The 22,615-nt window shown below is 47.0% G+C and carries 24 protein-coding genes, 6 tRNA genes and 1 rRNA gene; 29 read left to right on the top strand and 2 right to left on the bottom strand.

Annotated features, from left to right (window positions below):
* Nucleotides 1-159: 159 nt before the first annotated feature.
* Nucleotides 160-1,359 carry an FtsW/RodA/SpoVE family cell cycle protein gene (locus M3152_RS11475; RefSeq protein WP_251695341.1) on the bottom strand — a complete coding sequence of 400 codons (1,200 nt, stop codon included), beginning with the start codon at nucleotides 1,357-1,359 and terminating at the stop codon, nucleotides 160-162.
* A 321-nt stretch (nucleotides 1,360-1,680) separates the two neighbouring features.
* Here M3152_RS11475 and M3152_RS11470 point away from each other — a divergent pair, with 321 nt between their 5' ends.
* The 6 genes from M3152_RS11470 to M3152_RS11445 all read left to right on the top strand — a co-directional run bounded on the left by M3152_RS11470 (nucleotide 1,681) and on the right by M3152_RS11445 (nucleotide 8,770).
* Nucleotides 1,681-2,745 (top strand): D-alanine--D-alanine ligase, encoded by a 1,065-nt coding sequence (locus M3152_RS11470; protein WP_251695340.1) that lies wholly within the window; start codon nucleotides 1,681-1,683, stop codon nucleotides 2,743-2,745.
* A 12-nt stretch (nucleotides 2,746-2,757) separates the two neighbouring features.
* Complete coding sequence (locus M3152_RS11465) at nucleotides 2,758-4,131, top strand: UDP-N-acetylmuramoyl-tripeptide--D-alanyl-D-alanine ligase (RefSeq protein WP_251695339.1); 1,374 nt, start codon at nucleotides 2,758-2,760, stop codon at nucleotides 4,129-4,131.
* On the top strand, nucleotides 4,128-4,832 hold the full coding sequence (locus tag M3152_RS11460) for an alpha/beta hydrolase (protein WP_251695338.1): 705 nt from the start codon (nucleotides 4,128-4,130) through the stop codon (nucleotides 4,830-4,832). Before M3152_RS11465 ends, M3152_RS11460 begins: the two co-directional genes overlap by 4 nt.
* A gap of 357 nt (nucleotides 4,833-5,189) precedes the next feature.
* Complete coding sequence (locus tag M3152_RS11455; protein WP_251695337.1) at nucleotides 5,190-6,686, top strand: DEAD/DEAH box helicase; 1,497 nt, start codon at nucleotides 5,190-5,192, stop codon at nucleotides 6,684-6,686.
* Between the two features lie 109 nt (nucleotides 6,687-6,795).
* A complete protein-coding gene (locus tag M3152_RS11450; protein WP_251695336.1) occupies nucleotides 6,796-7,275 on the top strand; it encodes a PH domain-containing protein in 480 nt (159 codons plus the stop codon).
* Nucleotides 7,268-8,770 carry a PH domain-containing protein gene (locus tag M3152_RS11445; RefSeq protein ID WP_251695335.1) on the top strand — a complete coding sequence of 501 codons (1,503 nt, stop codon included), beginning with the start codon at nucleotides 7,268-7,270 and terminating at the stop codon, nucleotides 8,768-8,770. The genes M3152_RS11450 and M3152_RS11445 overlap by 8 nt, the downstream gene beginning before the upstream one ends.
* A 135-nt stretch (nucleotides 8,771-8,905) precedes the next feature.
* On the opposite strand, the gene M3152_RS11440 is transcribed toward M3152_RS11445, so the two are convergent.
* Nucleotides 8,906-9,511, bottom strand: a complete 606-nt coding sequence (locus M3152_RS11440) for a rhomboid family intramembrane serine protease (protein WP_251695334.1) — start codon at nucleotides 9,509-9,511, stop codon at nucleotides 8,906-8,908.
* A 97-nt stretch (nucleotides 9,512-9,608) separates the two neighbouring features.
* Between M3152_RS11440 and acpS the strand changes: the two genes are divergently transcribed.
* The 23 genes from acpS to M3152_RS11325 form a co-directional block, all read left to right on the top strand.
* On the top strand, nucleotides 9,609-9,962 hold the full coding sequence (acpS, locus tag M3152_RS11435) for a holo-ACP synthase (RefSeq protein WP_251695879.1): 354 nt from the start codon (nucleotides 9,609-9,611) through the stop codon (nucleotides 9,960-9,962).
* Nucleotides 9,963-10,048: 86 nt separating this feature from the next.
* Nucleotides 10,049-11,053: a LolA family protein gene (locus M3152_RS11430; protein ID WP_251695333.1), complete on the top strand. Its 1,005-nt coding sequence runs from the start codon at nucleotides 10,049-10,051 to the stop codon at nucleotides 11,051-11,053.
* Between the two features lie 68 nt (nucleotides 11,054-11,121).
* On the top strand, nucleotides 11,122-12,228 hold the full coding sequence (alr, locus tag M3152_RS11425) for an alanine racemase (RefSeq protein WP_251695332.1): 1,107 nt from the start codon (nucleotides 11,122-11,124) through the stop codon (nucleotides 12,226-12,228).
* Nucleotides 12,229-12,399: 171 nt separating this feature from the next.
* Complete coding sequence (locus M3152_RS18000; RefSeq protein WP_285847147.1) at nucleotides 12,400-12,666, top strand: transcriptional regulator; 267 nt, start codon at nucleotides 12,400-12,402, stop codon at nucleotides 12,664-12,666.
* A 4-nt stretch (nucleotides 12,667-12,670) separates the two neighbouring features.
* Nucleotides 12,671-13,021, top strand: coding sequence for a type II toxin-antitoxin system PemK/MazF family toxin (locus M3152_RS11415; protein ID WP_060205884.1), 351 nt, complete (start codon nucleotides 12,671-12,673; stop codon nucleotides 13,019-13,021).
* A gap of 160 nt (nucleotides 13,022-13,181) precedes the next feature.
* Entirely contained in the window at nucleotides 13,182-14,012 is an 831-nt protein-coding gene (locus tag M3152_RS11410; protein WP_251695331.1) for an RsbT co-antagonist protein RsbRA, read from the top strand.
* Nucleotides 14,009-14,371 carry an STAS domain-containing protein gene (locus M3152_RS11405; protein ID WP_251695330.1) on the top strand — a complete coding sequence of 121 codons (363 nt, stop codon included), beginning with the start codon at nucleotides 14,009-14,011 and terminating at the stop codon, nucleotides 14,369-14,371. Before M3152_RS11410 ends, M3152_RS11405 begins: the two co-directional genes overlap by 4 nt.
* Before the next feature lie 2 nt (nucleotides 14,372-14,373).
* Nucleotides 14,374-14,775, top strand: coding sequence for an anti-sigma regulatory factor (locus M3152_RS11400; RefSeq protein WP_251695329.1), 402 nt, complete (start codon nucleotides 14,374-14,376; stop codon nucleotides 14,773-14,775).
* 14 nt (nucleotides 14,776-14,789) lie between these two features.
* Nucleotides 14,790-15,800, top strand: a complete 1,011-nt coding sequence (locus M3152_RS11395; RefSeq protein WP_251695328.1) for a PP2C family protein-serine/threonine phosphatase — start codon at nucleotides 14,790-14,792, stop codon at nucleotides 15,798-15,800.
* Nucleotides 15,801-15,872: 72 nt separating this feature from the next.
* A complete protein-coding gene (locus M3152_RS11390) occupies nucleotides 15,873-16,214 on the top strand; it encodes an anti-sigma factor antagonist (RefSeq protein WP_251695327.1) in 342 nt (113 codons plus the stop codon).
* Entirely contained in the window at nucleotides 16,201-16,674 is a 474-nt protein-coding gene (rsbW, locus tag M3152_RS11385; RefSeq protein WP_285847146.1) for an anti-sigma B factor RsbW, read from the top strand. Before M3152_RS11390 ends, rsbW begins: the two co-directional genes overlap by 14 nt.
* Nucleotides 16,649-17,434 carry an RNA polymerase sigma factor SigB gene (sigB, locus tag M3152_RS11380; RefSeq protein WP_251695326.1) on the top strand — a complete coding sequence of 262 codons (786 nt, stop codon included), beginning with the start codon at nucleotides 16,649-16,651 and terminating at the stop codon, nucleotides 17,432-17,434. Before rsbW ends, sigB begins: the two co-directional genes overlap by 26 nt.
* Nucleotides 17,434-18,030, top strand: coding sequence for a PP2C family serine/threonine-protein phosphatase (locus M3152_RS11375; protein WP_251695325.1), 597 nt, complete (start codon nucleotides 17,434-17,436; stop codon nucleotides 18,028-18,030). The genes sigB and M3152_RS11375 overlap by 1 nt, the downstream gene beginning before the upstream one ends.
* Before the next feature lie 216 nt (nucleotides 18,031-18,246).
* A complete protein-coding gene (locus M3152_RS11370) occupies nucleotides 18,247-20,406 on the top strand; it encodes a Tex family protein (protein WP_251695324.1) in 2,160 nt (719 codons plus the stop codon).
* A 21-nt stretch (nucleotides 20,407-20,427) separates the two neighbouring features.
* The gene (locus tag M3152_RS11365) at nucleotides 20,428-20,880 is read left to right on the top strand and encodes a SprT family protein (RefSeq protein WP_251695877.1); all 453 of its coding nucleotides are present in this window, start codon (nucleotides 20,428-20,430) and stop codon (nucleotides 20,878-20,880) included.
* Between the two features lie 191 nt (nucleotides 20,881-21,071).
* Entirely contained in the window at nucleotides 21,072-21,275 is a 204-nt protein-coding gene (locus tag M3152_RS11360; protein WP_251695323.1) for a hypothetical protein, read from the top strand.
* A gap of 208 nt (nucleotides 21,276-21,483) precedes the next feature.
* Nucleotides 21,484-21,558: transfer RNA gene (locus M3152_RS11355), tRNA-Glu, on the top strand.
* A gap of 102 nt (nucleotides 21,559-21,660) precedes the next feature.
* Nucleotides 21,661-21,735, top strand: a tRNA-Gln gene (locus M3152_RS11350).
* A gap of 185 nt (nucleotides 21,736-21,920) precedes the next feature.
* Nucleotides 21,921-21,996 (top strand) — tRNA-Lys (locus M3152_RS11345).
* A 64-nt stretch (nucleotides 21,997-22,060) separates the two neighbouring features.
* A tRNA-Leu gene (locus M3152_RS11340) sits at nucleotides 22,061-22,147 on the top strand.
* Between the two features lie 21 nt (nucleotides 22,148-22,168).
* Nucleotides 22,169-22,245, top strand: a tRNA-Arg gene (locus M3152_RS11335).
* Between the two features lie 10 nt (nucleotides 22,246-22,255).
* A tRNA-Gly gene (locus M3152_RS11330) sits at nucleotides 22,256-22,329 on the top strand.
* A gap of 224 nt (nucleotides 22,330-22,553) precedes the next feature.
* Nucleotides 22,554-22,615 (top strand): 16S ribosomal RNA (locus M3152_RS11325); the annotation flags it as partial.

Genomic DNA, 22,615 nt, shown 5'->3' with positions numbered 1-22,615 from the left:
TATGCGTTTCTGCAGCAGGCGCCTTCCGCTGCCCGTTATTGTCTAGCTCCAGGCGCCAGATGCTCGGGTCATAAGTCACAGCTGCTGTGTGGCATAGACCGCCACTTCGCATCTTTGCCTTATGCCGGTCGCATCTAGGCAGGCGCCTTCCGCTTTTCTTTATTCCTCATCATCCGAGCTGAACATGTACGTCCGGTGATGGAATTTCATGCTGAAGACGAGGCCGATGGCGAGCATATTGCCCATCAATGAGCTGCCTCCGTAACTAATGAACGGGAGGGGAATACCCGTTATCGGCAATAGCTGGGTCGTCATGCCGATATTTTCAAATACGTGGAACGTGATCATTGCGATGATGCCAGCGCAAATGTATGTACTGAAAGGATCCTTCAGTTCGAGCGTGATCTTCGTCATATGATAAATCAGGAAGAAGTATAGGCAAATGACGAGGCTTGCGCCAATGAAGCCCCAGTCTTCCCCGATGACGCTGAAGATGAAATCGGTATGGCTTTCTGCGACATACACTTCGCGCCCTTTGAACCCTTTTCCGAATATCTCCCCTGATCCGATTGCATTCAAGGAAGTGATGAGATGGAGCCCTTCATTCGACGCATAGGAATACGGATCGAGCCATGAATAGATCCGTTCAAAGTGGTACGGTTTGAAACCGAGCTTCGCCATAAATTCCTGCGCGTATAGTGCCATCCAAAGCAGTGTTCCTCCCAGAGTTGCGGTTACAGCGAAAATCGGTAGGATGATGCGCCAAGTGATGCCTGCCACGATGACCAATGCGACAGTGATGGCAATGAAGACTAGCCCGGTTCCTAAATCGGGCTGCAGCATGATGAACGAGAACGGAAGGAGGAAGACTGCGGCGATTTTACCGAGCAGCAAAAAATCGGTCTGCAACGTCTTTTCCAAATAGCGTTCGTGGTGATTCGTTATCGTGCGCGCCATGCCGATGATGAAAAACGTCTTCATGAATTCAGCGGGCTGGATGCTGCCGATGCCGAATGGCAGGTGGAACCAGCTTTTCGCGCCATTTCTGCGGGAGACAAGTTCCATGCTTTCAGGCAAAATGAAAAGCGTTACCAAGAGAAATACGCCGCCACCGTAGATGATCCAGGCAGCTTTCTTATATTGTTCCGGCTCCAAGTACATTGTGATGGCGATTATGATAGAGCCGATGACATACCATTGGATCTGTGACGGGATGAAATTTACCGGAATGGAGTTTATCTTATATTGTCCTGTCGTCTGAGCGGATGCGATGGCGATGATGCTGATTACGAAGAATAGCAACAGGATGAAAGCAAGCGGCCAATCGAATCGATCTACAGGTTTTTTATCTAAATTCATTTAATTCACCTTATCAGTTAGTTGGATTTGCAGAGAAACTACATATTATTATAACGGAAAACGGAGTGTTTGTACGTATATATCTATAAGTCAATTATCAAACTACTCGTGACACTAGCATACATATAGAGAGAGGAATCTTTCAAACTATAGTATAGCGCATGTAGTGCCTGTAATCATATCCTTCAAAGTGACGTCCTTTTGGGTAGGAAGTTGCCAAAAATGAAAAAGGTCCTTCCGGATCATCATATTATACGAACGGGTACGTCGTTTCGTGGTAAACTATAGGAACGAAAATCTAACGGTTAGTGAGGGAGATTTATGAAAAAGAAACTGGGTTTAGTGTATGGCGGCAAATCAGCTGAGCACGAAGTATCCCTATCAACTGCCACGGCGGTTACAAATGCGATTGACTTTGATAAATATGAAGTGATTCCTGTATATATAACGTATGAAGGCGAGTGGAGGAAAGGCGAGCCTCTCGCAGCTCCTGCCGAATCGATCGAGGAATTGCGGTTGGAACACGTTGGAGGAAAGCCCGACAGCATCCATGATTTTTTGAATGGAAACGGGACACCTGACATCATCCTTCCACTGTTGCACGGAACGAACGGGGAAGATGGAACGGTTCAAGGACTGTTTGAAGTGATGAACATCCCGTATGCAGGCAATGGCGTACTATCTTCTTCTGCGGGCATGGATAAAGTCGTCATGAAGCAGCTATTCGCACAAGCCGGACTGAAGCAAGTTCCTTACGTCCATTTCATCCGCACTCAATGGAAAAAGGACCAACAGTACTGGGTTGAAAAAATGGAGAAGGAATTGACGTTCCCGATGTTCGTTAAGCCTGCAAACTTGGGTTCAAGTGTAGGCATCAGCAAGGCGACGGATCATGAGAGCCTTATCGCCGCAGTCAATTTCGCTTTGAAATTTGATCGAAAAATTATCGTTGAGCAAGGAGTCACTGCGCGTGAAATCGAAGTCGGCATCCTTGGCAATGATGATCCGGCGTGTTCCGTCCTCGGGGAGATTAAACCCGTTGCGGCATTTTATGATTATGAAGCGAAATACCAGGATGGCAGTACGGAATTGCTCATTCCTGCCCCGGTGACTGACGAAGTGGAAACCACATTGAAGGATATGGCGATCCGTGCATTCAAAGTGCTTGATTGTGCAGGGCTCGTACGGGCTGACTTTTTCGTGACGGACGAGGATGAAGTGCTCATCAATGAGATCAACACGATGCCTGGCTTCACGCCGACGAGCATGTTCCCGCTGCTATGGCAGAATACAGGCACGTCCTACCCGGAATTGATTGACAGGCTGATTGAACTGGCACTAGAACGGCATGAAGAGAAGAAACAGATACAATATACAATGGATTGAGTGTGATAGATTGTGAAACGGTTAATGACAGTACTGGCAGAGTGGCTGCAAGCGGATGGGCAACTAATGGAAGATGTACGTGTAAGCGGGGTATCGATTGACACGCGTACCCTTAACGAGGGCGATCTGTTCATCCCGTTCCGCGGCGAACTGGTGAATGGCCACCAATTCGTCCGTCAAGCGATTGAAAAGGGCGCAGCTGCTTCACTGTGGATGAAAGATGAGCCTGGTGCTCCTGCTGACATCCCCCTCATTTTCGTCGATGACCCGGAACTCGCGCTGCAACAGCTAGCTCGTGCTTACCGGGAAGAGCTTGCGTGCAAGTTCATCGGCATTACCGGCTCGAACGGCAAGACGTCGACGAAGGATCTGGTTGCAAGCGTCCTTTCGCCGTATTTCAATGTTCGAAAGACGGAAGGCAATTTCAATAATGAATTAGGGTTGCCGTTGACGATTTTATCATTGGAAGAAGATACAGAAGTCGCCGTCCTTGAAATGGGGATGAGCGGTTTTAATGAAATTTCTTTCCTCTCGTATTTGGCAAAGCCGCACTATGCCGTCATTACAAATATCGGCGAAGCGCATTTGCAGGATCTCGGTTCCCGTGAAGGGATCGCAAAGGCGAAATTCGAAATCATCGATGGACTGCAAGAAGGCGGTGCTCTTTTCTATGATGGCGACGAACCATTATTGCATACGTTAGTATCGGCGCATCCTGAGCTGAGAGCGATCTCTTTCGGCCGCGGTGAGAAAACAGGTCTCTCTCTTATCTCAACTGAGTCGGGTGACGAAGGAAGCCGTTTTTCCGTTAAAGGAGTTCTCGATGGCAGTTTTACAATTCCTGTTTTCGGATCCCATCAAGTTAAAAACTCGCTCGTAGCGATATTGATCGCGCATGAACTTGGTCTCAGCCATGATCAGATCGAGGCGGCACTCCGTCAATCAAAGCTCACGGATATGAGGATGCAGCCTGTCGTCGCTGACAATGGAGCGTTGTTCATCAATGATGCGTATAACGCCGCACCGACATCGATGAAGGCGGCACTGTCATTCCTTCAGGAAACGGGACTTCGCAAAGAAAAATGGGTCGTTTTGGGGGATATGCTGGAACTTGGCGAAAATGAACGGCATTACCATGAATCGATTGCCCAACAGCTTGGCACTATAAGCTTAAAGGGAATCCTTTTATTTGGACCGCGAATGAAATGGCTTTATGAAGAGCTGCAGAAAAATGGGAATGAAACAAAAGTCATCTGGTCGGAAAACAATTATGATCCGTTAATCGCGTCGCTTCTTTCATCCATCGACGGGAATTCCATCATTTTGTTGAAAGGGTCAAGAGGAATGGCGCTGGAAAGGATCATGGATGGTGTAATGCAAGCATGAAAACAGGTGTATTGTTCCTTCATGGATTTACCGGAGGAATGTTTGAAGTCCGTCCTTTCATTCATTATGTGGAGGAGAGGACGGATTGGATCACTTCCGTGCCGATACTGCCGGGACATGATTTTCCGGTCGATCTAAGCAAGGTTTCCGCGGAAAACTGGATGATGGAAGCGGAGCTTGCCCTCAACCGGTTGAGGAAGGAGACCGTCCGCATCATCATTGTCGGCTTTTCGATGGGGGGCATCATCGCGCTTTATTTAGCTTTGCGCTACAAAATCGAAAAGCTTGTCCTTCTCAGTGCGGCGGCGAAGTATATCAGTCCGCGCATACTTCTCGCGGATGCGGCCGTTTTATTGACTGAATCCGTAACGAAAAGTTTTCCGCCGAACACGTTCTATCATTTGTACGACTATAAATTGCGGCATACGCCGCTCCGTGCTGCGAAGGAGTTCATGCGGGTCGTCAAAATGGTGGAACCGTATTACGGAAAGATCACGACGCCCGTCTGCGTAGTGCAGGGGAAAAAGGACGGCATCGTTCCGTTTTCGACAGGGGAGCATCTATTGCGCGCACTCGGATCTCAACAAAAGCAGCTGATTGTATCGGAAAACGGAAAGCACCATATTTGCTACAGTGACGATAACAACGAATGGTTTGCAAAGGTGTATGAATTCATGAAGAAAGAGTCACGTGAATTCTGATTATTACTTTTAAAGCGGATTGATTGCGGATAACCATCGGGCGTGATAAACTACTATGAGTATTGGATACATTTACACGAGACTCTTCCGGTGACGAAGAGTACTTTTTTTTGAATAAAAAGGTTTAACGTCTTCCGGGGCATTTTCCCGAAGCGAAACCCGATCGGCAAAGACAAGCTTTCCTTTTCACTATTGCCTCTGAATTTTTATGAAGTTCAACCCTTGAACTTTTATCCACTCCAGAGAATACAAAATATCGGAAACGTTCCCATAGAAGTTTAAGGCTCGAATTTGCCGTGCTTTCATTTGCAAATGTAACCAATTGCTAAATGAAGAAACCAAAGGAGATTGAGAAGTTTGACAAAATTTTCAGAACTTAATATTAGCGAATCCACACAAAGTGCTCTATCGCGCATGGGGTTTGAAGAAGCAACACCAATCCAAGAAGGTACTATCAGATTTGGCATGGAAGGCCGAGATGTCATCGGTCAAGCACAAACAGGTACGGGTAAGACTGCTGCTTTCGGGATTCCGATCATTGAGAAAATCGATGTGAACAATCCTGCAGTACAAGCATTAGTCATTGCACCGACACGTGAATTGGCGATTCAAGTATCCGAAGAAATTTATAAAATCGGATACGGAAGACGCGCTCGTGTATTATCTGTTTATGGTGGCCAAGAAATTGGTCGGCAAATTCGAGCATTACGCAATAATCCACAAATTATTGTCGGAACTCCGGGACGTATTCTTGACCATATCAACCGTAAAACGTTGAAACTGAACAATGTAAATACGCTCGTCCTTGACGAAGCGGATGAAATGCTTAACATGGGCTTCATCGAAGACATCAACACGATTTTGGCAAGTGTTCCAGATACTCGCCAGACACTTCTATTCTCTGCTACAATGCCTCCTGCAATCCGCAAAATTGCTGAGACATTCATGAAAGAGCCTGAAATTGTAAAAATCAAGTCAAAAGAAATGACTGTTGAGAACATCGACCAATACTTCGTTAAAGCACAAGAAAGAGAAAAGTTTGACGTACTTTCACGTCTGTTGAACGTTCACCAGCCTGAGCTTGCGATCGTATTCGGTCGTACGAAGCGCCGTGTCGATGAAGTGGCACACGCATTGAGCATCCGCGGCTACTTGGCAGAAGGAATCCATGGCGACTTAACACAAGCAAAACGGATGTCTGTTCTTCGCCAGTTCAAGGACAATAAAATCGACGTTCTCGTTGCAACAGACGTAGCAGCTCGAGGACTCGACATCTCTGGTGTCACACACGTTTACAACTTCGATATTCCACAAGATCCAGAAAGCTATGTACACCGTATCGGCCGTACAGGACGTGCTGGTAAAAGCGGTATGGCGATTACATTCGTAACGCCGCGTGAAATGGGTTATCTCCGTACCGTCGAGGAAACGACGAAAAAACGGATGACTCCACTTCAGCCGCCAACAGAAGATGAGGCATTGATCGGTCAGCAACGTCTTGCGATGGAACAGCTAGCTGAGATCATCGAGAAAAATGAATTGACTGATTACCAACCATTGGCAGCAGAACTTCTTCAGAAATTTGATGCGAAGGATATTGTCGCGGCTGCAGTCAGATCATTGACGAAAGAACCGGACGATACACCTGTTAAAATTACGGAAGAACGCCCATTGCCTTCCCGTAATTCGGGCTCACGTGACCGTGGCGGCTATAAAGGCAGCCGTGGCGGCGGACGTTCACACGGAGGCGGACGCGGTTATGGCGGAGGCGGCGGTTCACGTCGTGGAAGCCGTGACGGCGGAGGCGGACGTAGAGACCGTTCAAGTAGTTCTAGAGGCAAATCGGATAGATAATAATACCCCCGGAGATGACAACCTCATCCCCGGGGTTTTTTTAATATATAATTGAAACATTATCAGGATTGCTACGTATACAATGGAAGAATAGAAAGAGGTGTTGTGAATGAGAGCTCAACCTGCTAACAGGATATCTCCGAAAGGTTTGAAAGTCTGGCGATTATACGGCTGGATTCAAACAATCATTCTCGCTTTGGTGGCCATCGGCGTCGGCGTGCTTGTATACATATTTGAATGGCCGTGGTGGATCTACCCGCTGGAAGCCGCTGCACTCCTCCTATTCGCTTATTTCATCATCATTTTATTCCCGAAGGTGAGATGGATGAGGTGGCGGTATGAAGTGAGGGAGTCCGAAATCGAATTGCAACATGGTCTGTTCATTGTGAAACGGACATTGATCCCAATGGTGCGCGTCCAACACGTTGATACATCCCAAGGTCCGATCTTGCGGAAATACGGTTTGGCTGAAATTTCGATTTCGACAGCAGCCACGGTCCATACGATCCCAGCGTTGATCATGGCGGAGGCGGATGAACTGCGCGGCAGGATTTCCGTGCTTGCGAGGGTGGCGGAAGATGATGTCTGAACAACGTTATAAGCTCCATTGGATCACAGCGGTAATTGAAACGCTCAAAACGTTGAAAGAGGCAATCCTGCCACTTGTCGTTCTGATTTTCGCAAATGGATTCAAAGGTGGAGGGACAGGTCTCTGGTATGTGGATTATTTATCCTTCATCATTTTCGGTGTGTTGATCATCAGTTTGTTCGTAAGCGGAATCATCAAGTGGAAGCGTTTTGAGTATTGGTTCGAAGACGATGAACTTCGAATCGAGTCAGGTTTATTCGTGAAAAAGAAAAGGTATATCCCTTTCGACCGGATACAAAGCTTGGACTATACGGAAGGGATTTTCCACCGACCGTTCGGGCTTGTGAAAGTGAAAGTGGAAACAGCGGGCAGTTCTAACGCGAAGCAGGCAGAAGGAGAATTAACTGCGATAACCAAAGAAGCCGCTAAGCGTGTGGAAACCGAAATGGCTGAAGCGAAGAAGCGGCAGAGGGAAATGCCTGTCGCAGATGGAGAAATGGTCTCTCCAATAGAAGAGATGCCGATGGAAGAGGAATTGAATTTCCGTAAAATGTTCACGATGACATCGAAAGACCTGTTGGTGCTTGCCACAACTTCCGGAGGTGTAGGTGTCATTCTATCCGGGGTGGCGATCTTCCTCTCACAATTTGGGGAACTGCTTCCATTCGAGTGGATGTTCGAAGAGATATCTGCATTCATCAAGTTCGGTGTGTTGATTGTGGCGGTTGCTGTTTTCCTCGGTTTGCTCGGTGTGTGGATCCTATCTGTGGGAATGACACTCCTTTCCCATTACAATTTCACAGTTGAAATGGATGAGGAAGACATTGTTATTACGAGGGGATTACTAGAAAAAAAGAAAGTGACCGTGCCTCTGAAAAGGATCCAAAGCGTCGTAGTCGTCGAGAATCCGGTCAGGAAGTTATTCGGTTATGCAACGGTATCTATCCATAGTGCTGGGGGCGGGATTGGCCAAAGCTCGAAGATCAATCTATTCCCGATTGTGAAAAGGGATAGGGTATTGACGTATTTGGAGGATGTCTTCCCCGACTTGTATTTGGAAGAGCCTGCGAATAGGCTTACTGCAAAAGGCAGGCCGTTCTATTATCGCATCGACTTTTTGTGGATGCTGCCGATTATCGGGGCGCTTACGTATTTCTTCTTCCCGTACGGCCTGTTCTCGCTCGCAATCATCCCAGTCATTATTGCGCTCGGCATTTGGCAGCACCGCTCCGCCGCATATGATATTACCGGCAGTCAGCTGACGTTTCGGTTTAGGGGAATCAGTTTGCAAACGGCATATATGAAAAAGAAGCGGATTCAGTCCATGGAAATGAAACAAAGCTACTTCCATAGACGAAAAGGCGTTGCGACGGTCATTGCCAACATTAAATCCGGTATGGGCGTCTTTCACGCAAGCGTACATCATATGGACGTCGAAGACGCGGAGAGGATTTTCAATTGGTATGAAAAAGGTTGTTCGACTATTGACGAATGAAAAAAGCCTGCGAATTACTCGCAGGCTTTTCGTGTGTTGTGCTCGCAAAAGCCGTTCTTCGTAACGGCTAGTGCAAAGATGTGCTCGTAACGCTGTGCTTTTACTCGCAAAAGCCGTTCTTCGTAACGGCTTTTATTATCGTCTCCAACTTACAATCCGTTTTGGGCTAAAGTAGCTAAGACCGATGATGAAGCCGACAATCAGCCCTGCGATATGCCCGATGACATTGACGCCGGGTTGAAGGAAGGTCATAATCACGCTAATGACGATGATCGGCAGCATAATTTGACGCAGCTGGGGAAATGCATTTTTCGTATAATAGACGAGTGCGCCGAATGCGCCGAAAATGCCGAATATCGCGCCGCTCGCTCCGACATGGGCGAAATCAGTTCCTCCGAGGAAGAAAGAGGCGACATTGGCGAAAATGCCTGACAGAAGGTAGATTGTCAGGAAGCGCGCCTTGCCGGCAACACGTTCAAGCTCAGGGCCGAAGATGAACAAGGAAAACATATTGAACAGAAGATGCATGAGCCCTGCATGTAAAAACATCGGCGTGACGAGGCGCCACCATTCCCCGGCGGAAATCGCTGAATTGATTCCTACACCCATATAATATAAATACCGGCTCCCTTGGATTGGAAGGCTCGTCGCAATGAAAATGAGGATATTCATTGCTAACAGCGCGGTTACAAACGGATACAAACGGATATACTGGGAAAAGTTCTCTCTTCGTATAAACACTTTTTTCACCTGACCTTTGGTTTTATTATACATAGTTTATGATTGGATAAGAAGTGCGAACTACCATTACAAAACGTGAATGAAAAGGATGGATAAAATGATAGCAGGCATCGGATTGGATATCGTGGAATTGGATCGTATAGCTTCACTGGATGAGAGGTCGGATAAATTCAGGTTGCGCATCCTTACGAAAAAAGAGCTGCGGCTATATGAAACACTGTCGCCGAACCGGAAGAATGAATTCCTCGCCGGGCGATTTGCGGCGAAAGAGGCGTTTGGGAAAGCGAAAGGCACGGGAATTGGAAGAGATTGCAGGTTCGATCAGATCGAAATTCTCCCGGAGCCGTCCGGGAAACCGGTATTGTATTTTGACGGTACGAAAGTTGAAGGCTTCGTGTCCATCACCCATACCCGCACGGTTGCAGCTGCGCAGGTCATTTTAGAGAAATAATTTTCCCAATGTAAACAAGCTAGCATAAATGACTGTCCACTCTCATAAGATGACCTACCCGATTGAAATGAGAAAGGATGAACTGTATGCGCAGCCGAATTTTTGTTTTATTGCTAGTTGCAATCATGACACTGCTAGCAGCTTGTGGATCACCGTCTAAAGAGGATGTCATGAAGAAGCTCAGTGGGAAGTGGAACGAGGCGAAAGGGTACGAATTGCAGGCGACGATGGAAATCAAAACAGGTTCTGAACCCAGGGTGTACGATGTAACTGTATGGCATACGAAACCTGATTTTTACAAAGTGAATGTTTCGCAAGCGGGGAGCCAAGATTCCCAGATGATCGTCAGAAATGAAGAAGGTGTTTTTGTCATCACGCCGTCACTCGGAAAAACGTATAAGTTCCAAAGTGATTGGCCGACGCAAAACAGCATGCCGTACTTGATCGGCACTTTGTCGGACGACATCAAGGCGGATAAGAATTCCACGATGCAAGAAAAGGATAAGACGTATGTATTCGAAACAGCATCAAGGAATAATCATAAGAAAGTCCTTCCGATGCAGCAGATCCATATTGATAAGAAAACATTGCTGCCGAAGTACGTATCCGTCATGGATGAAAACAAGGAAGAGAAAATCCGTGTAACGTTCAATAAAATAGCACTTGGCGTAGAGCATAAGGCAGCCGAATATCAAGTTGATATGGAAAAGGCCCAACCAGATAAAAAATCGCAATCGACTGAAGATGGCCAAACAGGTATGATGAAGTACTATCCGAACCTGAATTGGGAAGGAACGGTCGTTGAAGAAGAAATGGTCGCTACAGAAAACGGAACAAGATTTTTCACGACATTCGGCGGCGGAGACAAGGAATTCATTGTCGTGCAGGAACCGGCAGAAACTCCGGATAATCAAATGGCAGTTTCTATCGAAGGGGACCCGGTCGACTTGGGCTTCACTGTGGCGGCATTGACGAATAACTCGATCCGCTGGGAGCAGGACGGAGTGGCGTTCTTTGTCGCATCATCCACATTGACGGCTGACGAGTTGATTGAAGTCGCATCTTCGATGAGTCCTGAAGATAGCAAATAAGAATTCATTGACGTGAAAAGCTCATAGGCTTGATAATAGTGTCATCCAGAGAAAAATGAGGGATTCATATGGAGAATTATCGTCCTACTAAGGCAAGCGTCAATTTACAAGCGATACAAGAGAATATCGAAAACTTGAAGCGGTATTTACCTCGCCAAACATCCGTCATAGCCGTCGTGAAAGCGGACGGCTATGGGCATGGGGAGGTCGAAGTGGCACGTGCCGCAATTGCTGCGGGAGCCCGGATGGTGTCGGTAGCGACGCCTGACGAGGCCTTACATTTGCGCGATAGCGGCATTACCGCAGATATCCTCGTAATGGGTTTGTCTCCGGTCGGATTTGCAGAAAGGGCCGCAACGCTAGGAATCCATGTCGCTGTTTCGGATGCCGGATGGCTTCGTCAGGCGGCCAATCTTGTTAAGGAAGCCGATCGTCCGTTGCGTGTTCATGTGAAAATTGACAGCGGTATGGGCCGGATCGGTCTGCGGGATGAAACTGCACTTCAGGATATTGTTGAAGTAATTGAAGGGTCGAATAACATCCGTCTTGTAGGCGCCTTCACTCATTTCGCCTGCGCGGATGAGGAGGATTCTAGTAAAACGGAGGAGCAATTCAGTCGTTTCATGGAGTTGGTGGCTGAGTTTCCGCAAAGACCGCCCCTTGTCCATGCTTCGAATAGTGCAGCGGCTTTGCTTTATCCGCAATATGCGCTCGATGCTGTACGTTTTGGCATCAGTCTATACGGCATCGCACCTTCCTCTTACGTAGGGACTAAATTGCCGTTTGACCTGAAGAAAGCGTTCACGCTTGAAACAGAATTAGCGTATGTGAAAAAGCTCGGGAAGGGCGAAAGCATCAGCTATGGGGGAACCTACGAAACAAAGCGCGATGAGTGGATCGGCACGTTGCCGATCGGCTATGCAGACGGCTTGAAACGCGGGCTGCGCGACCAGGATGTGTTGATTGGCGGCGAACGGATGCCAATCGTCGGAACGATCTGCATGGACCAATGCATGGTGAAACTGCCGCGCGAATTTGCTGTCGGGGAAAAAGTGACATTGATCGGCAGGCAAGGTGATGAGGAAATCACGATGGAGGAATGGGCGGACCGACTCGGGACCATTCCATATGAAGTCGCGGTTACAATTGGAAAACGCGTTCCGAGAATATATTGAACCTAACATGGATAAGATGTACGCAGTTCCATCTTTCGACAAATGACCACATTATTTGAAGATTCTTGTCAATAAAAATCCTTCTATGTCTTCTCATTGTCGAAGTTCAATGGTAAGATAGACTTTGAATAGAATCGATCGAGGGAACGGGGTCTGTCGGAGGTGCTAGAATTGCGAGAGAAAAACATAAAAATCGTAAAAGTATCGAAGGGGAATGAAATTGAACATACGGCCGTCCATCAAGAGCCGGAGCGCGGAGAATTCGCTTATGTTTCAACGAAGCGGTATATGTCTAGTCATGAAGCGGATACGATCCGTGAAGCGATGATGATCGGCTACGTTGAAATGTCGCAAATCAACTTACGAATCGCAAAGGAATGCTTGCATGCGGAGCTCGAAGCCCAGCATACGGTGGAACGTCTCGTAAGCGGAGGATGAAAAGTTGGCAATAAAACGTGGGGACGTCTTTTTTGCAGACCTGTCACCCGTCGTTGGTTCCGAACAGGGAGGGACGAGACCGGTGCTTGTCATCCAGAATGACATAGGCAACCGGTTCAGCCCGACAGTGATTGTTGCAGCGATCACTGCACAAATCCAGAAGGCTAAATTGCCGACACATGTCGAAATCGATGCGGAACGGTATGGTTTCGAGCGGGATTCCGTGATCCTGCTCGAACAAGTCCGCACGATCGATAAGTCGAGGCTGACGGATAAAATCACCCATTTGGATGAACCATTGATGGAAAAGGTTGACGAAGCGCTGGAAATTAGCTTCGGGCTTGTTAAATTTTGAATACATATGTAAAAGCACTGCGGACCTCGTCTTCCGGAGTGTTTTTTTATTTTGTAATGGATTTTGTCATGGGAGAGCTGGCAAATAGATGTCTATTTCATCTTTTTTCTGTACAATGGTCATATGGGATTTTCATTTTGGTGAGGAGGCATTTTAACATATGAATAAAATAATGGTAGAAGGCATCAATCAGAACATGGACGAAATCATCGAGCGTTGGATCAGAAGGATGAAAGAGGAAAAGGGGGAACGTTTTTTCCACTTTATGCCTGATCACCTGGTCGAAAAAACAAGCAGGGAATTTGCGGAGCTTATGACTTCCAACATTACCGATTCATCAGCTGCGAATACTGAAAGAATCAACGACTTCACAGAGAAAGTCGTCCGTTTCGGCTGGGCGATCAAATTCGTCAATAAGGCGATCGACAATTTTTCAGATGTCGTATTCGAGTTTCTGGAGGAGCAAGAGATCATCAACGAAGGAAACTTACGTTCTTTCAATATCATCTTCAAAAACTGGATTAATCCTTTACGGGAAAGCATTATCGATGCCTATTCCACGGAATGGGAAAGGACGGTCAGCTTGCAGAAAATCGCATTGCAAGAGTTGTCCGCTTCCTTAATTCCAGTATTCGACAAGATTTCAGTCATGCCTTTAGTCGGGACGATCGACACGGAACGCGCGAAGCTGATCATGGAGAACCTTTTGGAAGGCGTAGTGAGCCAGCGGGCTGAAGTGGTACTGCTCGATATTACAGGAGTCCCGGTCGTAGATACGATGGTTGCGCATCATATTATCCAAGCGGCGGAAGCGGTGCGTTTGGTAGGTGCGAAATGCATGCTTGTCGGCATCCGTCCTGAAATTGCACAGACGATTGTCGCCTTGGGCATCAACCTTCATGAATTCACGACGAAAAGCACGTTGCAGAGGGGAATGCAGGCAGCTTTGGGAATGACAAATCGAGCAATCGTGGAGGTGGAAGCAAATTGAATGCACGTATACCGATTTTGAAATTGAATGAAGTCCTCATCGTGTCGATTCAATGGGAGTTAGATGACCAGACGGCCATTCAATTTCAGGAAGACCTATTGAATAAAATGCATAAAACTGCAGCTCTTGGTGTTGTAATCGACTTGACGCCGATCGATTTCATTGATTCCTTCATCGCAAAAGTCTTGGGGGATGTGATCAATATGACAGGTTTGATGGGCGCGAAAGTTGTAATCACTGGTATTCAGCCTGCAGTTGCCATCACATTGATTGAGCTTGGGATCCGCTTGAGTAATGTAATGACTGCGCTAGACTTGGAAAACGGTTTGGATAAACTTTATAAAGAATTGGAGGCCTGACAATGAACTTTAGGTCTTCTGTAGAGATAATCACGGAATGGGATATCGTTGCTGCAAGGCAATTAGGGCGTAACGAAGCAAAGAAGGCCGGTTTCGGAACCGTCGACCAAGCTCGCATCACGACCGCAATCAGCGAACTGGCGAGAAATATTTATCTGTATGCCGGAAAAGGGAAGATTGAGATTGAAAGAGTGACTGATGATGGGAAGTTCGGCATCAAAATCATCGCTTCTGATGAAGGTCCAGGAATCCCTGATCTGCGTAAAGTGATGGAAGACGGCTTTTCGACATCTGGCGGCCTTGGAGCAGGAATGCCTGGAGTGAAACGGCTTATGGACGAGTTCAAAGTCGTTTCGGAAAACGGGGCTGGAACGACCATAACGACAACAAAATGGCTTCATTGAGGAGGTGATAGTGGATGCCACAAGAAGTCGGCAGGCAGTATAAGGAAATTATGGGGAAATATTTGGAGAGCCCGAGCGAAGAGGATCTCTACGTCGGACAGCAATTCAGCAGGCGTTTCATTGAAAAGGAAATTGCGCCTGAGGATGTCATAAGCATCCACAAAACCGCATTAATTGAGCTGCATCCAGAGTTGCAGGATGAAGTGTGGGACTCCTTGGATTTCCTAATCGAGATGATGATCCATTATGGTCTCACATTACGTGAGCACCAAAGCCTCATCCGTAAACAGGAAGCGATCCAAATGGAGATGAATGTCGCGACGAAAGTGCAGGACACACTTCTGAAGACGAAGATGCCATGTGTCAGCGGCCTGGACGTTGGATACATCTCGCAGCCCGCTACACAGATGAATGGTGATTACGTCTATTTCCTGAATAAGGCGCACGAATCGGGCGTTGCTGTAGCGGACGTGATCGGTAAAGGGATTCCTGCCGCATTATGCATGTCCATGATTAAATTCGGCATGGACGGTTTGCCTGATGGAAATACGAGCCCGCAGAATGTCCTTGGCATCATCAACCGCATTGTCGAAAAGAGTGTCGACGACTCGATGTTTATCTCAATGTTCTATGGTAAATACAATGCTGAAGATACGACATTCTCTTACGCATCAGCGGGTCATGAACCAGCATTGTATTTCAATAACGACACAGGGGTATTTTCGGAATTGGATGCCAAGGGATTGCTTCTCGGCGTCAAACCGGATACCGAATATGAGGAGCGATCGGTCGTATTAAACGATGGGGACTTCATTGCAATGATGACGGATGGCGTCACTGAAACGAGGACGGAAGAAGGATTCATCGACATGAATGCAATCCAAAATCTACTTCGTGACGTGAAAGACAAGTCGGCTCAGCAAATTGCAGAATATGTCTATCATCATCTTGCAGAACTTCAAAACTATCGATTGAGCGACGACTTCACAATTGTCATTTTCAAAAAAGAGCCGGAACAGGTTTAACTTTTTGAGTGGCGGGTATGTAAGGTTGTAGTGTATTAACCAATACAAATATCGAGAGTCGGGGTGCAGGAAATGAATTTACAAGTTGAGTTACTAGAACAAAATAGTGTTCAATATTTCAAGGTTGTCGGGGAGATTGATGCGTTTACGGCACCTGTTCTACGGGAGCGTCTGGCAGCTGTTGAAAATGTCCAAGGTTTGAAGGCGGAGTTGGATCTATCCGAAGTGGACTATATGGACAGTACAGGCCTCGGTGTTTTCGTAGGTTTCTATAAGGCTGTTTCCGCTAACGGCGGGCATGTAAAGATCACGGGCTTGAACAAACGGTTGAACCGCCTGTTTGAAATTACCGGTCTGAATGAAATTATCGATATTGAACAGAAGGAAAGTGAGGACAATAATGCAACATTATGATTATATAGAAATCAAGATACCCGCCAAAGCCCAATATGTCGGTGTTGCAAGATTGATGATTTCAGGCATTGCAAGTCGGCTCGGGTTTACATACGATGACATCGAAGACTTGAAAATCGCTTCAAGTGAAGCAATTACAAATGCTGTCCAACATGCTTACGGCCAGGACGAGGATGGCGAAGTCGTAGTCGGTTGTGCATTGTATGAAGAGCGGTTGGAGATCATGATTGCGGATCACGGAACAAGCTTCGACTTTGAAGAGACGAAAAAACATATCGGACCATATAGCGACACATCAGATGCCCGTTTCCAGCGCGAAGGGGGACTTGGGCTTTATTTGATGGAGACGCTCATGGATGAAGTGAAATTTCATCACGAGGAGGGCGTGACGGTCTTTATGACCAAATATCTCGGCAGAGAGCGAGGCGAAGAAGATGTCAAACGAACAGCCAACTCATAAGCCGGATACGAAAGAGAAAGTGTTGGAATGGATCAGGCAGTACCAGGAGACGAACGACGATGAAGCGCAGACGAATCTCGTCCTTCACTACGAACGGCTCGTCCATTCCATCGCCCGCAAATATTCAAACGGAAAGCCATACCATGAAGATATCGTCCAAGTAGGTATGCTCGGTCTCCTCGGGGCGATCCGCAGATATGACCCGGACCTCGGACGCAGCTTCGAAGCATTTGCCGTGCCGACAATTGTCGGGGAAATCAAACGGTTCCTGCGTGATAAAACTTGGGCAGTCCATGTCCCACGCCGCATCAAGGAACTCGGTCCGAAGATTAAGGCTGCGGTCGAAGCATTGACGATTGAAATGCAACGTTCGCCGCTCGTGAGCGAAATCGCAGAATACTTGGGTACAGATGAAGAATTGGTTCTTGAAGCAATGGAGATGGGGAGGAGCTACCAAGCCCTATCGATGGACCATACGCTCGAAGCCGATTCGGAAGGCGGCACAGTCACCTTGTTCGATATTATTGGAGAATCGGATGACGGATTTGAGAGGACGGACCATCGACTGGTCGTTGCAAATGCTCTTAATGTGTTGTCGGAACGCGAAAAGCAGATTATCCAATATACATATATTGAGCAAATGAGCCAGAAGGAAGCGGGGGAACGACTCGGTATTTCGCAAATGCATGTATCTAGATTGCAACGGAAAGCGATTAAAAAACTTCAAGAAGCCATAATGGCAGCTGGTGGTGCATCGTAGTGGAAGTGTTCAAAAATGATCATGTAGAGGCATACATCTATAACGCAGCGAAGCATGGCAATATCGAGTCGGGAGATACGTATTATATTCATTCCGAAGAGGACTACTTCATCTGTGCGATTGCCGACGGGTTGGGAAACGGTAAAGTCGCAAGGCAATCCGCGGAAGTGATACCTGAAGTCCTTGAACGCTTTCACCACGAATCGCTAGACGAATTGCTGAGCCGCTGCAATGAATATATGGTGCAGAAACGCGGAGCAGCCGTAGCAATCGTGCGTGTCAACTATAAGGACGGCACGATCGAATACAGCTGTATCGGTAATGTCAGGATGTATATTCTGCACGGTCGTGAAAAGATGATCTATCCTTTGCCTGTCATGGGATATTTATCAGGAAGGCCGCAAAAGATGAATACCCAGACATACAAGTACGAAGTTGGCGATCTGTTTTTCCTTCATTCGGACGGAGTGACGCTGAACAGCCCGAAAGCAAGTTTGAAACAGAGCACCAACGCATATGAGTTGTACAATATCGTAAAAGAATCGGCACAATCCGGCGACGATGCCACATTCATCGCCGGCAGCCTGCTTCAGTAAACTGAAGCAGGTTTTTTCATGTGCAGGAATGGAGTAAGGATACATCAATCAATTACGACTTGGCGTAATTGCGTCCGGATTTTTATCGAGCTTGCTCGATAAACTCCCCTGAAAATCCGTGACATCCGCCGGAGGCATTTAACTTAATTCAGCAGGAACTTCAGCTGAATTAAGTTAAATGGTAAACTGAGATAAGTATAGAAAGGGTGGGAATGAATGACGAACAGTCTAATAGAAGCAACAGCCAAAAGAGCGTCGATTAGTAAGAAACAAACCGCCAATGTCATCTCTCTTCTCGACGAAGGCAACACGGTCCCTTTCATCGCAAGATACCGGAAAGAAGCGACCGGTTCACTCGATGAAGTGGAAATCAAAGCGATTGAAGATGCGTACCATTATGAAAAGGGGCTAGAACAACGGAAAGAGGAAGTCATCCGGTTAATTGAAGAGCAGGGGAAATTGACTGACGAGCTGAAAAAGGAAATCCAATCAGCAACCGTATTGCAACGCATTGAAGATCTGTATAGGCCGTACAAGCAGAAAAGACGTACGCGTGCGATGATTGCGATTGAAAGTGGACTCGAACCGCTGGCGGACAAGTTGATGGCATTCGGTCCGGATAATCCGGAAGACCTTGCCGCGGCTTTCGTGAATGAAGAGAAAGCTGTCGCATCCATCGACGAGGCGCTTGCAGGAGCGCGCGATATTATCGCAGAACGAATTGCGGATGACGCTGCACTCCGGGAAAGCGTGCGGAAACTTGCTTGGTCCGATGGCCAAATGGCTTCCATGCTCCGTAAAGGGGCCGAGGATGAACGCGGTGTGTATGAAATGTATTACGAATATGAAGAGCCACTGAAAAAGATTGTCCCTCACCGTGTACTTGCGTTGAATAGGGGAGAAAAAGAAGAGGTTCTGCGTGTAGGCGTGGCATTCCCAGCGGAGCGTATCATCGGTGTCCTTGAGCGCGAATTGATCAAAAAACAACAATCCCCATCCGCTGTGCACGTTAAAGAGGCGACAGAAGATGCATTCAAACGGCTGATTGCTCCGTCTGTCGAGCGGGAAATCAGGACAGCGCTGACAGAAAAGGCGGAAGCCCAAGCGATCCATGTATTCTCGGAAAACTTGAAGAGTCTTCTATTGCAACCACCTTTAAAAGGCAGGATGGTGTTGGGCGTCGATCCGGCTTTTCGTTCAGGCTGTAAATTGGCGGTCATTGACGAAACAGGGAAGATGCTTGAAGTGTCGGTTATTTATCCCCACCCTCCGAAAGCGGATAAGGAAGCTTCGAAGAAAATGATTCTTTCAACTCTCGCCAAATATAAGATCCCGATCATCGCAATTGGCAACGGAACAGCCTCAAGAGAAACGGAGAAATTCATTGCGGACTGCATCAAGGAATCGAAAGAGCCAGTTTCGTATGTCATCGTCAATGAAGCGGGGGCAAGTGTCTACTCGGCATCGGCCCAGGCGCGGGAAGAATTCCCTGACCTCCAAGTCGAACAGCGGAGCGCTGTTTCCATTGCGCGGAGATTGCAGGACCCATTATCCGAACTCGTCAAAATCGATCCTGAATCGATCGGCGTCGGCCAATACCAGCATGACGTGGCACGGAAAAAACTGTCCGATTCGCTATCGTTTGTAGTTGAAACCGCGGTGAACCGGGTAGGTGTGAACGTGAACACCGCTTCTTCATCTTTACTGCAATACGTGGCGGGTCTTTCGAAGACAGTAGCGGAAAACATCGTCAAGGCGCGTGAAGAGGAAGGGCTGTTCCAAAAACGGACGCAGCTGAAAAAGGTTCCGCGTCTCGGAGCGAAGACATATGAACAGGCAATCGGCTTCCTTCGCATACCGGAAGCGAAAGACCGATTTGACTCTACCGGACTTCATCCCGAAAGCTATATGACGGCAGAGCAGGTGCTCGCGGAAGCCGGAGTGGACAAGAGTTTGTTAGGGAAGGAAGAGGCAGTGAGTGCTCTAACCGCATTGGATGTCCCGGCATTAGCTACAAAATTCGATATCGGTGAAGTGACGTTGCGCGATATTATCGACACATTGAAGCGACCGAACCGCGATCCTCGTGACGACTACCCGCAGCCGCTGTTGAAAGCGGACGTACTCGATATGAAAGACTTATATGAAGGACTTGAGATGCAAGGGACTGTCCGGAACGTCGTAGACTTCGGTGCATTCGTCGATATCGGTGTATCGGAAGACGGACTCGTCCACATTTCGAAATTGAAAAAAGGGTTCGTCAAGCATCCGCTCGATGTAGTCGCATCCGGCGACATCGTGACCGTCTGGGTGGAAGGTGTAGATAAAAATAAAGGCAGAATCTCGTTGACGATGATTCCTCCGAAAGGGAAGTAAGCCGCGATCGTGAAAACCGGCATGGAACAACGTGACTTGCAGCAACTCGTCCAACAATTATCCATAGAAGCTTTCGGAAAACCATTCAGACATGAAGCGCGTTTCAACGCCCGCCTCCGAACAACGGGCGGTCGCTACAAACTGCTCGACGGATCTATTGAAATCAACCCGACTGTTTTAGCGCTTTACGATTTGGATGAACTAATCGGCATCATCAAGCATGAACTTTGCCATTACCATCTCCATCAAGAAGGAAAAGGATATAGACATGGAGATGCGGACTTCAAAAAGCTGTTGCGGGAAACCGGCTCGCCAAGATATTGCAAGCCGCTAGGGAAGGCAACTAGCAAACCGAAGAAGATCCATCTCTATCAATGTAAATCATGTCGATTGGAATATAGACGCAAAAGAAAAATGGATGTGCGGAAATATAGATGCGGCAAATGCGCCGGAGAAATCATCCTGCTTCAATAATAAGCAATCGCTGCAGAAAGCCGGCGATTTACGCATAAATCCGTAAAATCACGCATAAATTGAAGTAGATACGCATAAATCGAATTACACGCGCATAAAGTCAGCGAACTACGCATAAAACTAATTAGACACGCATAATGTCTAAGAATCACGCATAAAACGATTCGGAAGTTAACAAAGGATGAAGGGAAGTGCTATATTTTCCTTCATCTTATTTATTTTTGCTTAATGATTTGAAATTAAGAGCTGAGTCAGGCGGTTGCGGAGAGTTTTCAGTCGGTTTTGCTGCCGTATCAGGCGGTTCGGGTAAACTTTCAGGCGGTACGGGAGAGGTTACAGGCGTTATCGAGAATACATCAGGCGCTCAGGATGAGTTATCAGGCGGTCGAATCTGAGAGGACGATTATCTTTTTCATCATCAATTAAATAGTGCATGTCCCATTACATCGCTCTTTAAGACGCGCTGCTATAAGTGTCTTTAGCTGTTACAAAAAATAATTCAATAAAACTGTTGACGAAAGGATGATGAGTGTCTATAATAGGAAAAGTCGATTAGGGAATGACATTGAAACAAAATAAACTCCCTTCTCCAATTAAATAGATGGCCCCTTGGTCAAGCGGTTAAGACACCGCCCTTTCACGGCGGTAACACGGGTTCGAATCCCGTAGGGGTCACCAACTTTTATGTATAACTTCCATGTTTATGTACAAAGTAAAAAGGGGGAAGAAATTAAGCCCTGCGATTTACAAAGTATCGAGTATGTAAGTTGATCAAATTGTTGGGGTATAGCCAAGCGGTAAGGCAACGGACTTTGACTCCGTCATTCGTTGGTTCGAATCCAGCTACCCCAGCCAAACTTTTTAAACGCTCCACGTTTAAAAAGTTTTGCGAGAAACGCCTCCGGCGTTTGGAGCAAATCGCTTTTAGTACCCAAAGCAACACGAGTACTAAACAGAAATCGGTTTTAACACCCAAGCCAAAAAAGTCTTCATATATAAGGTTTCACAAAAACCTAACATCAAGACAATACAACAAGCACGAGCCATTAGCTCAGTTGGTAGAGCATCTGACTTTTAATCAGAGGGTCGCAGGTTCGAATCCTGCATGGCTCACCATTCTTTCAAAAAAACTATTGACATCTTTACTGAGAGTAGTATAATAAAGTGTGTCGCAAATAATGCGGTAGTGGCGGAATGGCAGACGCGCTAGGTTGAGGGCCTAGTGGGGGTTAACCCCGTGGAGGTTCAAGTCCTCTTTACCGCACCATATTCCATATAATAAAACCGAGCGCCCGTAGCTCAATTGGATAGAGCGTCTGACTACGGATCAGAAGGTTATGGGTTCGACTCCTGTCGGGCGCGCCAAATTTTATACGCGGGTGTAGTTTAGTGGTAAAACCTCAGCCTTCCAAGCTGATGATGAGGGTTCGATTCCCTTCACCCGCTCCATTAATTAATTTCAAAATAACGCTTGACGCGTTAGTGAGAAAATGTTATACTAGAATAGTTGCTGCAAGAGAGCAGCGCAATGAACCTTGAAAACTGAACAGCAAAACGTCAACAAATAAAGTTCTGGAGTCGACATTGTCGGTGAAAAGAACAAACGAATCTTCGGATTCAAATTGACATCTTAATTGATGCCAGCAAGAAACTCGAGCTACTCGAATTTCTCTATTATGGAGAGTTTGATCCTGGCTCAGGACGAACGCTGGCGGCGTGCCTAATACATGCAAGT

It is taken from the genome of Sporosarcina luteola, assembly GCF_023715245.1.
Taxonomy (GTDB): domain Bacteria; phylum Bacillota; class Bacilli; order Bacillales_A; family Planococcaceae; genus Sporosarcina; species Sporosarcina luteola_C.
Note: the sequence above shows the minus strand (reverse complement) of the source record. Positions and strands in the feature narration are given on the sequence as shown.